Genomic DNA, 14,323 nt, shown 5'->3' on the forward strand with positions numbered 1-14,323 from the left:
CTTTCTTAATGTGCACCCAAGGAATTTCCTAAACGAGAGCCGCTGCTGGGTTCGTTCACATCAATAAAACATTCCACATTGGTAACAAGATATTGCAGATGTTTTGGAACCGCAGCTTTATGGGTATTCCATCCTTTCCTGAATTCCTCCAGCTGGGTTAAATTCATCGATTTAAGATAGGTTGCTACCTCGGCTGGCTCCCGATTAGCCAAAAGGAAGCTTTTCATTTTATGGTCATCAGGCAAGCGTTGCAGCAGCATATCCACCTGAGTATCCATTTGGCCATCGATAAAAGTCTTTAGTTGTGCTTTATCAGCCATACTGATGCCTTCCAACTCGACGTATTGTTTCACCACATGCAGCACCATTTGTACGGAAATGTCATAAAGACGGCTGTATCCTTTTTTATGGTGCCGGGTGTTTTTATCTGCTTCCAAAAGCATTTTCTGCGCCTCACCGAGTGTTTGCAAAAGACCCATTAAATATTGTTGCGCCGATTTTCCTGCTGTATTGCTGGCTGCCCCTTCCATGGCATTAAAAAACATTTCGGCAGCAGCGCGTCTTTGCAGGCTTACCCACCACTCACCAGCATAAGCGAGTCTTTTATCATGAAAGAAAGAAATTTGCGCTTTGGAAATTTCTTCGGAAAGCTGCGTATCATCTGCTGCCAGATTCTCAGAGCTTACATAAGCCATTTCCTTGGTAAATTCAATGACCTTATGATAGCTTGCGCTCAAAGCGCTGCGCCGCTGTGCTGCATTTTTAGTCAATTCAGGGACGGTCACAATGGATTTGGCAAGTTTTTCATAAGCGGCAAAACACGCGTCGCTGAAAGCTTTGCCAAGATCCAAAACACCCTGGACCAGAAGCTGCATCAAATTTTGGCGTTCGTAGCGTTGACTATTAAATTTGCCAAAATATCTATTCCACATGCTGTGGTCTTGCAAGTTCTGATTTAAAATTTGCGCAATTTCAATCGTTTTGATCGAACGGTTTAACGCTTCTACAGAATGGATTCTTTTATCAAAATAAGCGGTAAATAGCCCATTCATTGTTTCACCGGGGAACGCTTTATCTTTTACCGCAGTAAAAAAGGCATTATAGGATGCAACTGTTTTTTCGCCTTTATCCTCTTCATCCAGGAATTTAGGAAGCACTGTTTTCGCCAGATCAGGATATTTTTTACTGAAATTAGACATATTCTGCATCATGGCTACGCATTGTTCCGCCTGTTGCGATGTCAAGCGGTTGGAAGCAACTGCTTCATAAATCCCGGCAGTACCTTCTTTGCCCAAAGCTGGCATTTTTTGCTGGGTTTTAGCTATCCCCGCCAAATGCTCTTGCAGTTGAGATGCATCGGCTATTTTTTTAGCTTCAAAGGCAGCCCATACCTGCGTCATCGTGCCATCGTCAATATTTGCTGCCAGCCCCAGTAATTGCGACACTTTCTGAGGTTGTTGCAGCATTTCAGGTGTTTGACTCAGCGCCTTAACCTGCTGGATGGATTCTATGGTTAACGTCGGATATTGCGCACACAACTCAAAGAATTGTTTATTTTTTTCCGGTGCTTTTTTACAGAATTGCGCGAGCAAATCATCGTAACGGTCATCATGTTCTAATTGCGAGTAATCGCGGGCTGACACAATTAAATTGTAGCGTGAAGCCAGTTTATTAAATGTTTCAGCGGCTTCGCCAATTTCTTTTAGACCGCGCGCAATATCGCCCGGGTTGGTTTTACTGCCGGTTATTTTTAAGTTGGCAAGAATATAACTGACCGGAATATAAGGCGGTAAGCCAACTAAAGGCAGGAAGCATTTTTCGCGGAAATGCTCGGTTTTACTCATGGTTTCCAGGAAGGTAATAAGCGCCTCAACATCTTTCTTGGTAACCGGGTGCCTTTGTGCCAGGAAATCCCAGAACTGGCCTGTTTCCTTTTCATTCAAACCTGCGAAACCATAGGGTTGTGTTGGCAGGAAATAATCTTGAGTACGATTATGCGAGCTGCCCAATACGGCCTGGAATATAGGCCGCACCGCTTCCACTTTCTCAGTAAGCAACTGCTCCTTATTCCTGGCCAAATAGTCTCTTAATTCCTGCAGGCGATACCCTTGGTTCCTGGCTCCATGTTTCGTGTAATGATTAATATTGTCGATAAGCTCATGCAAATCCTGGCCAAGAATATTGGCTGACAAGACTTCTGTCGCATTCTTATCCTTTGCAAATACTTCCGCAATATTGCTCGCCAACTTATCGTCAAAATCTTCCCAAAACTCCTCGCGAATGACCCTGCATAAATTTTCAATTAAAACCAGGGTGCTGCGCGCAGGTACTGTCTTTTCCAAATCAAGGTCAAATTCCTCCTCAATATTGAAATATTGAGTGGTGGCTATGGCGCCAACCAGCATGAGCAGGCGATCGTATTTCTTGATATCTTCTACAGCCATATCGCTGGGGTGATCATCCTTGAATGCTTCTGCCTTGAAAAAGCGCGTGAAGCATTTTAGATAATTGCCATAATCCTGATGTCCCTGGAGGGAATGCAGCAGTTGAATGCTCGTACCTAAAGCCTTCGTAGAGACTAGAAAGAGCTGGGGCATTGGCTCTTTGCTTTCGGTACGGAGGTTTCTTAACGTCTGGAAGAGCTGGATTCTCTGCTCGCTTCGTTGCTCCGAGCCATAACTTGCTCCATACAAAACGTCATAGAATTTATCCAAATCCTCATACACATATTGAATGACCTCTTCATTAATCCTCTCGGCGCCATGGTCAAAATAATGAATATCAGCACCTGCTACCCACAATTGATAAAATGCCACTGCTTTTTTCAACTCGTGGTTTTTGGGCTTGCTGGCTTGAATTTCTCCTTTTGCTTGCGGTGTTATTTGCAGTTCTGGATGTAAATAATTCTTGATGTCGTTAAATAAAGTGCGTGCTTTTGCCTCAAATCCCGTCTCCGCTACTTGCATATATACACGTTTATAAATGTTTGTTCTATCCTCCACTAACCCTTTGAATAAGGCTTCTACCTGCTGGGTTGGTTGCATATCTTTATGCTTGACCCCTTCGAACAGCAAACGCAGGCGCGTTATCAAGGCTTTGGCTTTCCTCGGATCGATCTCTTGGGCTGCCTTCTTGAAGCTTTCAACAGTAAGCTCGCTAAAGTCACTGCATAAGCCTGGATTTAATTCAGGGAACTGGGAACATAAATCGCCCCAGGACTGGGCGGATTGAGACTGGAATTTGGCAAAAACTTTTTCGCTGTCACCGGGCTCGCCTTTCAAGCGTACGTTCCAGTATTCTTCGATCTGGGCACGGCACTCCATCCATTTTTCTTTTAACTGCGTAGCCTTATCGTTTTTCTCGCGAACGAAGTCATTTAATACCGTAAGTACATCACCGCAAAGGACAGACATTAATGATTCTTTTCGTCGTAAAAAGGATTGATTCTGTTTATTGATATCATACATTAATTGCTGTACCACCAAGGTTCGGCAATGCTTGAATAATAAGTCTTCATTGCCCTTAAGATGTTGGTATTTACCCTGCGGATGTGTTTCAAATTTCTTTTTAATGCGATCAATTTGGGCCTGCACAGACTGTTGAAATTTCTCTCTGTAAGGGCCTTTTAATAAGGATTGATAATTTTTATCAATTTCCGCATCGTTATACACATCGAGGGTTAATCCAGGCCAACCGTTTCGTCCTTGACGTCCGCGTTCCTGGTTTGCCTTACGCTTAATATCCGGATAAGTACGCAAGACCATCAAACCTTCCTTAGTTTCCGGTTTAATGTCTGTGCCGCGTCCCATCCTGGCGCTAAAGGTAATGGCACCGGGTTTACCGGCAAATGGAACCACCTCATTTTCAGATTTGCCGCTGTCGTTGGTGTCTATCGTGATCCGGTTGAGGATCGCATCCTTGGATTGAGCTTCCAGCGCCTGTTTAACCGCTGCGGCAATATTTTTTACGGCAATATCATCTTCGCAAGTGATTAAAATCGGATGTTTATCTGTCCGATTAAGAATCTGCTTAACAATTTCAGTGATGTGTGCTTCCTCATCTTTACAATAAACAGGAGGCAGGAAGGTAGTCCGTGATTCCTCATGCGTTGGGACCTTAATGACGTGATCAATATCGAAAATGTCTTCATAGCTTTTCACGTCCTGCAGGTCGCCAGCTGTACCGGTACAACCTTCTTTAACGGCATAATCATTGTTAATGATGTATTTGGCATTGCTTGAAATGGCAATGACGCTGTCCGGTTCTGTGAAGAAGTTGGGTGCTTCACCCTCTTCGATGGCTTTCATGTTCAACGCCGCGTGTTTGGCTTGTTGTACCCCTTCACTGTACGTAGAACCGTGTTTCACCTGATTGGCAATGAGGACCTTGGCAAAGCGGGTACCGATGACCACACCATCGGCGACAATTTTATCTTCATTGTAAACTGTGAATTCACGGCCTTCTTTTAGATTCTTGGCAGCATGGGCAGCAACTAGAAGTTTTTTCAATTCTGTGTCACGTTTTTGCACCATTTGTGGATCTTTAGCCAAAGCAGGCACGATGTATTTCTGCATGAATTGCGATTCTTTAGGCGCGGTACGTGCTTTCTGCTGCAACATTTTGCACAAACCCTGCAGATGTTTCTGCGTGGAAATCATGGGGACTTCTTGCAGCGAATGTTGTTTGAAATCATTCTGATGTTGCTCATAGAACTCATATGCTGCGCGATAAACCCACTCTTCATAGTTGTAAATGCTGTCCACACCGGCGTTGTCGGCATAGTTAAATTGTGTGTCTTCATCGGTAAGAACATGGTCGCATTCATCAATCCAGGCGCGGCGCATTGATTTTTCCATGAAGATAGGATTATCTTTTTTCCATACCTGGTTTGCCCTAAAGAGAGCAAGATTACCAATGGTTGCATAGTTGATGGCGCCAATGTTGCGACGGTCATGGTTGGTTTGATACGTTTCACCCCTGGAGTGTGGCGTGATATAGGCATTGCGGATGCCCAAGGCATCCATGAAATGCTTAAATTCTTCATGATCGCGTTCGGACAAACTATCTTTCGAAGAAAAGACATCGACTACGTATCCTTGTAAGGCCAGGAATGCGGTTCTCATCCCGGTTAAAATACTTTTTCCTTGCCCGGTTTTAACCTGATAGAGGATGCTTTCATCGTATAAAGCCGCATAAATCAGAATGAGCATCTGCGTATGGTTGGCCCACATACCGGTTTTACGCAGCATCACTTCGCGCATGCAGGCAAGCAATTGTGCGGCATTTTGCGGTGAATTGTGTAAATTTAAATTTGCTCTTGCCGTATTTAATTTGGCCTGTAGCGTCGCGAATGGAATATTGCTTAAATCTTCTTTTTGGCTGTAACTGTTTAGGTAGTACAGCAGATTGATTAATTGTTTCTTTTCCATATCGGGAATAAAGCCGGATTTATCGCCTTCGCCTTTGCGTTTGAAATTCTCCAATATACGAACGAAATTAACCCGGTCATTCTTAGTGATGCTGTAATGACGTTTGCCGCTTCCCGTTTTGGCATCCAAATTCTGATGATGGGTTTCAAATCGATGAATAAACTGCTGTGGTTGACTATAGCCTTTAGTCAGCAACTCATTGAATGTTTTCAGTGTTGGAATAGGTTGCGTGTTGCAATATTTCGCTAAACCACGCAGCTGTTCCACACTGAGATTTTCTAAATTTCCTTTTAGCATCCCTAGATATGCAATGTGTTCTTTCTTGAGATGTTTGGTGCGATCCACTTGTAACTGGTTGCCCAGGGCTTGCAACAGGATGATGCGGATAAACATTCCTTTATCGTTATAAGGCGTATTGAATAAGGAAATGAAGTTCCGATCGACCACAGTAGTTTTGTTGCTTACCTCGTTAATGTAAATTTCATTTAAAGTAAGCTGGGTTTTATTCCACATGTCTTGTGTAGCAAGATCCCGGTGAGATGAGATAATATCATCGAGACTGAGTTCAAGCTGCTCGAGGATTGCAGAGCGGTATTCCCCGACAACATTTACTTTGTTACTGCTCCACAGGCCGATTAAGTCGGCTACATTGTTCAAACGCGTATTGAGGAGTTTGAGGCGATGATAATCCGCATTTTCCTTTTTATCTTTTTCTGTTTTGTAGCCTTTATATAATTCTTCGATGGTATTTTTTGCAGCCTCGATAAAGGCAGTCTCATTGGGATTAGAGAGTAAGTATTTGACTAAAACCGTTTTAAATTGAGCAGGAAAAGACTCGCGTACAATTTCACGCATGAGTTTTTCCACCTTGCTTGCCTGCTTAGTTAAACGAGAATCAAGATTATTTAAGTCCTTGCTTATTAAAGAAGAATTTGGATTGGCCAATTCTTTTTCCAAAAGCTCATTGAGTAGACTTACAGGAAAATGCTGGTTGTCAATGCCTTGTGGATCGGTCAGTGTATCCAGCCATAGCGTTAATTGTTCCAGACAATATCGTTTGGGATCTTTCTCTTTCCCTACTACTTGCCCGGATTCGTTATAAATAGTTTTATAAGTGGCTTTATCAACCAGTAAACCTAAAACCTGTCCTAAGTCGTTGTAATAGTCTTTGTTGTCAATACGCTTTAATTTATCGGTAAAACGTTTGACGAGTTCTTTTTGTTCGGCTCCTTCTACTCCGATTGCCATGCACTCTTCAAACAGCCGAACGCACAATTTATTATTTTGTTCTTTATAATTGGCGAGGAGCTCTTTATTGAGCAGTTTTAAGCCATGCTCTCTTTCCGCTTCATTTAGTGGGCGAAACGGTGCATCTTGGAAACGAATGGCGCATCCTTTCTGAATTTCCTGTTTGACAAATTGCTTACGTGTTTTCTGCATTTCCTGGCGTTGCATGTATTCATATTGCTTAGTAATTTTTTGCAAGTCAGTCATCAGGGTGATGACATCGCCTGCTGCGGGGAGGTGCCTTGAAGCAGTAAAATCAATGGATTGCATTTGCCGGGTGAATAATTGCAATTGCCCAAACATGGTGGTGTTGTGCGAGTATGATAGCGGTTCAAATAATTTGTTAAATGATGCATGATTTTCCTGCTGATAAAGCCAGGGGAAGGATTTAAATGTTTCATTATCCACCAATCCATGCATTTTAATTAACTTGCTTAATGCCTGGGCAGGAGTATCATTTTTTAGATATTGTTTCGGGGTGGTGGCGCTGTGGTAGCATTGTAAGGCGCGGCCGCAAGAATTGATAAATTCCAGGGATTTAGTTTGGAAGATTTGATTCTTGTATTGTTCTTGACTGATGATCTGGGCCAATACACCGATATGCTCAAATTTAAGATGCAGGGAACCTGGTTTAATATCTCCATCCAGCGGAATGGATTTGTTCAACCATTTTAATACATCCTTATCGGCAGTTAGCAGGAGCTTAACTTGTGTTGCTACCTCTTCAGGATTGAGGTCTACCAGCCGGTTTACACCGCGTGACATGCAGGCAACCAATAAGCGCAAGACATAAGGTGCGTTTGCATTTTTTTCCAGTAGTTCTTTAGGGAAGGCGAGCTTAATCAAGTCGCGGTAACGCACGAATTCTTCTTTATTAGGATGCAGGCGCTGCGTGACGAACCGCAAACTCTGATCGAGCATTTCTTCTTTTTGCAGTGTTTCGTACCGATCCAAACCAGGTATATAGCTTGGTTTTTTGCGATCCAATACGGATGTAAATTCGCTTAATTTGAGGGAGTCATCCCAATAAGGATAACTCTCATATTTCATAGCGTAATACAAGCCATTGTGACGCCAATCGATTCGATGAATGTTATCTAAAATATCACGCTGGATCTCTAGGCGATCAGCTTGTTTTTCACATTTACGCAATACAGTGTGCAGGCGCTCCAGGAATACCAGGCCATTAAAATTCTCTACCTTGCCCAGGTATTCCGCCATGCTTTGTTCATTAAACGGCAGTTTTGCCTTTTTATTTTTCTCAAGATAAGTCACTAATTTCTGATAACTGTGCCATAAGGGTGCATAGTCCATGTTACCTGTAGCCCTGCCATGAGCATCCACCAGTTTCCACCAGACGTTGGCATAGCTTTTATTGTTTAATTTACGCAGGGTGCTGATGCTTAATGCGACAGCGTCTACTTCTTCTTTACGCAAGCATTCACTTAAATTTTGCGATGGGTTTAGCAGACGGTTTTTCCAGACGGCAAAGTGCTCTGCACCGAAGGTGGTGTAAATTTGTTCCGCCATAAACAAGAAGTGAGCGGTACCATCTTTCTTTTTATAAGTTTGCGAGAGCGGATCATAAGCATAAAATAATTGGCCAAACGCAAGAAGGTTATCCTGGGTGAAGGCGAGTGGGCTTTCCGGATTAAAGATTGCATTAAAAACGGTTAATTCTTTACCAAATTTTTGAGTGGCCCAATGTTTTAATTTCTCAAGACAAGCTTTCCACTCACCTACGCTGAGATTGCCCGGTTTGATTTTCTGGGAGTCAACCGTATAAGCTTGCATGAGTGCAGAGCGGTCTTCAGCTTTCGCATTAATATTGAGTTGCGAGAGAGCGGACAGGTTAGCTATCCGCTTTGGATCTTTGTCTTCCAGTGCAAGGTATTTCCAGAATAACAATTGATCATTCAAGTGTGATGAAAGCGGCGCAAATTGACGGTAATCGCCTCTAAAAATCTCCGCTTGCATAGGTTTGGGAAAACGAATGGTAAAAGGGTTTCTATCCTTAAAGGATTTGGCATCAAGGGCTAATAAGTCTTGCGCCTCACGTTCTTTAGTATAACAAAGAACCAATCCGGAATCTTTTTGGGAACGCTCCAGCCAAAAACCTGGTGGTAGATTATCCTTGTTTAGAGACAAGCGAAATTGCGGAGCCGTTTCCATTAATCTTTGTACGGCTTCAGGAGTTATTTTTCTAATGACCAGTTCAGCATCCAGGTGACTGCCGACCCAGAGAGAAAATAATTGAGCTAATTTTTTGTCAAATCCGGAATATTGCTTGGTTTCCTTCGGTATTTTTTCCCAGGCAGCCATGCATTTTTCATCAATATTATCCCGGGTGATAAGCAGCCCTTCGTCTCCCATGTAACGGGATATTTCCTGTTCTTGTTCTTGCTCTTGTTCTTCTTCCTGCTCTTGCTCCTGTTCTTGTTGTTGCTGCTGTTGTTGTTGCTGTTGCTGCTGCTGTTGTTGTTGGACTTGCAGTCTGGTTGAGGTTAATGGATAAAGGACATCCTTGCCCTCAAATGGTTGAGCCTGCAATACTTCTTTTTCGTCAATGACGACCTCAGGCTGCAGTTCTTCCGTCGTACAAAGATAAATATTTTTGGTTTGTTGCTCTAACTCTCGATTTTTTGCAATTCTTTGATTATCAAGGATTTTATCTTGCAAGGCTTTATAGCGCGCCTTCATTTCACGTTGTTCGGGGGTAATAAAGGCTGCTCTGTCCCAGGCAGGGATACGAATTTGGATTTGCAGAGGAAAATTTTTGAGATGAGCTGCTGCTTCCAGTTGTTTAAAAAGATCCTCGGTGTTTTTGTCGTCAATATTTAAATTATATAAGGTAATCTCGCCCACGCCGTCTTTAAATGCCGGATTTAATTTTTGGCTGTGTACTGTAAAAAATACGGAAGCCAATTCATTAATAAACCGCTGATTTATCGCATCGGTCCCCGGCATAATCAGTGCTAATGAGGAGAACAACGGGCTGCATTGTCGCGAGTTTTGACCGTAAGTTTTTATCTTGTTATGCAGGTAGGTGAGATAATCGCCAGGCTTGTCGGTAATGCTGCCTGCCAAATCGAATACAGCAGATAAATTAGGCGGATTAAGCCTTAAGGTGGTTTTCCAGCTGGAAATGTGAGCACTATTTACGTAGTCGAATAATTCATCTAACCCTTTTGTGCTTAATTGGGAAATTTGCGCGAATTGCCACATTGCTGCAGAAATTTCGTTTTCTTGCTCATGATTACAGCTGTTTTTAAGCCAATTGGCTTTGAACTTCAGCATCTCGTCGATGAAATCAAGATCAATGCTTTTGCCTGCTGCTTGGAAAAATTTGGTTGTTTCTTTTCCAGCCGTCTTCCAAATGGAGCGTTTGCCCTTGACGGTTGTTTGCGCCTTCTCCCACTCGTCATTGGGTAGAATAGATTTTAAAAAGCGGTTACGCGCAGTAGCACGCATCGCCAGTGGCAGGAAGTCATCTGTGGAGTTTTTGACCGGATTATCCTGGCCAGGAATGATACTGAATAAGGTCGTACTGAAATCAAATAGAGACTCAGCAGTCTCATCCCAAAACCGCTTCGTAACGGCTGGTAATTCAAATCTGCTTAAGGCAGGGTTATGGTGGGCAACATATAAAGCGTGCGTTAATTCTCTTTCACTGGCGCCTTTTTTTAAATGAAGGATATGCTGTGAGTCGTCGTTTATTTGCAGGGTTTTCTCATGGAAAACATTAAGGATTTCTTTGGGCTGAATAAAATCAAATGTATCACGCGATAATAAATACTGGGCTGTCCAAGAATTGGGATAAAGGGATTCGCTGGCTTTATCCGAGAAAGGTTCCCTGATAAATAAAGCTGTTTTTAGAAGGGATTCAGTGTTCGAATAAAGAATGCCCAGGGAAGATAAAAAGACATGCTCCATAAAAGAAGTTACCGGCACATTGGCAAGGTATTTCTCTACTGGGCCTTTTTTAGGTTCCATACAGCAAGGCAATACTCTGGCTAACAAAATATGTTGCCATTGAGCAGTTTTACTGAAATGTTGGATGTCATTTTTATCAATATTATGGGTGCAATCCACTTTAACAAAATCTATTTTTTGATTTTTATTGCTCAATTCTTGCAATTTCGCAGGGATATTTTGAAATATTGGCTCTGCCATGTCAGGAATATAAGCGGTCCATTGACTGCCACTCTTTTTTTGCAAACAAATCCAAACCGGGTTGGCTTCATCGTTAATGTTGATTAACATGGTTTGCAAATGATTTAACTGCGCTGTTCCTAACTCGTTTAATTCCGTATGAATAAATGGGGCAATTTTTGGTACGGCGATGGTCTTCTGGTCGACAAGCGTGGCTTGGCATTGTGTTTCATAATGGGTACAAAGAAAACGGAATATATCCACACGTTGCAATGCATACGAAGATAGGCCGCCTGCACGGTTTAACAATGGCGCACGCAGTTCAACATCCTCAAGAGTCGCTACTAAATTGGGTATGCTTCTTGCATTGCGATTGTAATTTTTTCCGATATCAAGGAATGGTGCACCTTCAATTTCCTTGCGAACCAATTCCGCATCAAGGGTTTTCCAGGCACTTGCATTTGCAAAAGTTTGTAGCGTTTTTTCATTCCACGGCCACTGCTCAGGGTCGCTGTCATAAGGGGGTGGCAGGCAACCGCTAATATGGCGTGTGTAGAAACCTATTGCAAAATCTGCAGCCGGACCATCCTTTCCTTCGATGAACCAGGGGTGTCGTGTATCTAATTGCTCAACAAAAGCTTGGGGGTTGGGGTATGCTTTAATTCGCTCCAGCAGGGTGGTACGTAAACTGGAATTCCAAGCCCATTGTTCATTCTGAAATCTTTTGCGATATTTCTCTCTAATTTCGAATTCAATCTCATCTTTATTGACGAATTCGTCTACTGGCCAAGGTGCACTATGTCTTTTCCGACGAAGTGCTTCTGCCTGCGGGAATTCAGAATCAAAGGCAGTGGGATGTTTTTCTTTCCATTCTGTAAAAGCATTCTCAAGAACTTCAAGTTCTTTTTTGTGTGTTGCCAAATTCTGTTGATATTTTTGCTTAAGCTCGTTAATTCTCGCTTCTTCTTTCCTAATTTCTTCCGCGGCTTCACGCTCAATGCTGCTCTTGTGAAATTTCATCCACGCTTGTAATAGGCTAACACGAAAGGAATCTAATATCGTTTGTTCTAAGGTAGTCGTGAGCTCTTTAATTTGTTTCTTCATAGAAATTCCCCTGGGAATGTAATTTGTTTGGCGCAGGAAGAAGCGATAAAAAATCGAATAAAATCAAAAATTCTAAAGTTATTTATTATTAACAACATAATTTGATAACCAAGTGGGTGCACCCCAAAATAATAATTTTAAAAAAAATTTTTGCTTTTTAAATGTACACTAATTTTATATTTTTTGCAAATATTTCGTGCAGATCGAGTAATTTGCAATTTGTTTGTGTAGCGATTAAATGCTGGCGAAAACAAAGCCAGAATCTTGCATTTGTGCAAATTTAGGGTATAGTCAAGGCGCAAAATGGCTTAATATTAAGCAAGTGTTAATGGTTTCTTCCGAGAAAGGTTTAAAAATGCCGCAAAGTATGACAGCTTTTGCAAGAATGCAAAATCAAATGGGCCCAAATTTATTGTGTTGGGAGCTTAGATCGCTCAATCACAGGTATTTGGATGTGTCTTTTCGTTTGCCCGAGCCTTTCCGCCATTTGGAAATGAATTTACGCAATCAATTACGGGAATTTATTCATCGAGGCAAGCTCGAATGCCAATTGAAAATAAGTGACGCTCTTACCTATACTCCATCCCTGCTGATTAATGAAGAATTGGTGCAGGCATTATTAAATACGGCGGTCCGCTTAACCTCAGAGCAGCAGTTGGCTAATGATTTGTCTGTCAGTCAGGTGCTGGCCTGGCCTGGGGTGGTCAGAGTTAACCAACCAGATACAGATGCTTTGAACGAAGAAATAATGCAGTTGTTTTCACAGGCTTTGCAGCGACTGGTTCAGGTAAGAAAAGCGGAGGGGCAGGCATTGAAGGATTGCATCCAGACACGCTTGCACTTATTACATGAAGAAGTAAGTTTAGCTGCTAAAAAGGCAGCGTCACTGGTCTTGCAAACCAGGGAAAAGTTAATAAGCCGCTTGCATAATTTAGAAATGAGCGTCGATGAATCCAGATTAGAGCAGGAAATTGCTCTATTGCTAACCCGCTTGGACGTTAGCGAAGAATTGGATCGCTTGCAAACGCATATGCAAGAGGTAGGTCGTACGCTGGATAACCAAAAAGAAGCGATAGGGCGGCGCTTGGATTTTTTAATGCAGGAATTAAACCGGGAAGCCAACACCTTGAGTTCAAAATCCGATTCAGCAGAGCTAACGCAATGCGCCGTGCAAATGAAAGTATTAATTGAACAAATGCGGGAACAAATTCAAAATATCGAATAACGGGTTGTTGAACAGGATTAAGAATGGCTAATGCATGTCAAGGAAACCTTTTTATTGTTGCTGCGCCTTCCGGGGGAGGGAAAACCAGTCTGGTAAAAAGGCTGGTTAATGATTTAGAGGATATTGAAATATCTATTTCGCATACGACACGTACCCAGCGTCCTGGGGAAATTTCCGGAGTGGATTATTTTTTCGTAAATGAAGACGAGTTTTTACGCATGATGGATGCGGGAGCTTTCATTGAGCATGCTCGTGTGTTTAATCATTATTACGGTACATCCACCGCGCAAATTCATAGCCGTCTACAGGCGGGAATAGATGTTGTTCTGGATATCGATTGGCAAGGTGCTCAACAAATCCGTCGTATATTCCCCGAAGCTGTGGGGATTTTTGTGATTCCACCTTCCCTGCAGTCATTAAGAGAACGCTTGCTGGCAAGGCAACAGGATAATGAACAAGTGATTAGCAGCCGTATGCAGCGCGCCCGGGATGAATTGAGCCATTATTCCGAGTTTGATTACTTAATTGTGAATGATGACTTCAATAAGGCGTCGCAGGAATTGCAAGCCATTGTATTGGCCAACCGTCTGCATATTTCGCGGCAAACCAGGCATTTGGGAAAATTGCTTTCTTTCCTTTTGTCATCGCAGTAAAATATAATGTTTGACTTTTTATAATGTAATCGCTTAAGCAGTTAATTCTGCGCACAATGAAATTGCTTTATTTTGATTTAGTCGCTTAACTTTGGGGGTATTATGGCTCGTGTAACCGTAGAAGATTGTTTGGAAAATGTTAAGAATCGTTTTGAACTGGTCATGGTCGCTTCCAAGCGCGCCCGCCAAATTGCAGTACGCGGTGCTCAACCCTTAGTCGAGTGGGAAAATGACAAACCTACTGTAGTGGCTTTACGGGAAATTGCTGAAGGGTTGATTACGCCTGAAATTCTGGATAAAGACTAAACTTTATAGATAAATATATAAGATTTTGCTCAAATAATGATTTTCTGCTTTACTCGATAAGAGGTTTATTATTGCCTCATTCTTCCATTCCTGAGTGTTAAACTCAGGTTGCCCAAGATCGAGTCATAGGAACGATGCATGACAACAGATGTGGCGGAAATGCAGGA

At 42.4% G+C, this 14,323-nt stretch carries 4 protein-coding genes; 3 read left to right on the plus strand and 1 reads right to left on the minus strand.

All coding sequences use genetic code 11. The annotated features are described in order from the left end of the window. Positions 1-5: 5 nt before the first annotated feature. On the minus strand, positions 6-11,972 hold the full coding sequence (locus tag ELY11_RS03740; protein ID WP_127032552.1) for a hypothetical protein: 11,967 nt from the start codon (positions 11,970-11,972) through the stop codon (positions 6-8). 355 nt (positions 11,973-12,327) lie between these two features. Here ELY11_RS03740 and ELY11_RS03745 point away from each other — a divergent pair, with 355 nt between their 5' ends. The 3 genes from ELY11_RS03745 to rpoZ all read left to right on the plus strand — a co-directional run bounded on the left by ELY11_RS03745 (position 12,328) and on the right by rpoZ (position 14,156). Then, on the plus strand, positions 12,328-13,197 hold the full coding sequence (locus ELY11_RS03745; RefSeq protein ID WP_126954053.1) for a YicC/YloC family endoribonuclease: 870 nt from the start codon (positions 12,328-12,330) through the stop codon (positions 13,195-13,197). 23 nt (positions 13,198-13,220) lie between these two features. Further along, a complete protein-coding gene (gene gmk / locus ELY11_RS03750) occupies positions 13,221-13,850 on the plus strand; it encodes a guanylate kinase (RefSeq protein ID WP_127032553.1) in 630 nt (209 codons plus the stop codon). A gap of 102 nt (positions 13,851-13,952) precedes the next feature. Continuing rightward, complete coding sequence (rpoZ, locus tag ELY11_RS03755; RefSeq protein WP_126954051.1) at positions 13,953-14,156, plus strand: DNA-directed RNA polymerase subunit omega; 204 nt, start codon at positions 13,953-13,955, stop codon at positions 14,154-14,156. Positions 14,157-14,323 lie beyond the last annotated feature (167 nt).

This window comes from Legionella septentrionalis, from assembly GCF_003989745.1.
GTDB lineage: Bacteria > Pseudomonadota > Gammaproteobacteria > Legionellales > Legionellaceae > Legionella_A > Legionella_A septentrionalis.

What these genes read in the sequence shown, in the direction of transcription:
- rpoZ (WP_126954051.1), top strand. Translation starts at nt 13,953, where the DNA reads ATGGCTCGTGTAACCGTAGAAGATTGTTTGGAAAATGTTAAGAATCGT.
- ELY11_RS03740 (WP_127032552.1), bottom strand. Translation starts at nt 11,972, where the DNA reads ATGAAGAAACAAATTAAAGAGCTCACGACTACCTTAGAACAAACGATA.
- ELY11_RS03745 (WP_126954053.1), top strand. Translation starts at nt 12,328, where the DNA reads ATGCCGCAAAGTATGACAGCTTTTGCAAGAATGCAAAATCAAATGGGC.
- gmk (WP_127032553.1), top strand. Translation starts at nt 13,221, where the DNA reads ATGGCTAATGCATGTCAAGGAAACCTTTTTATTGTTGCTGCGCCTTCC.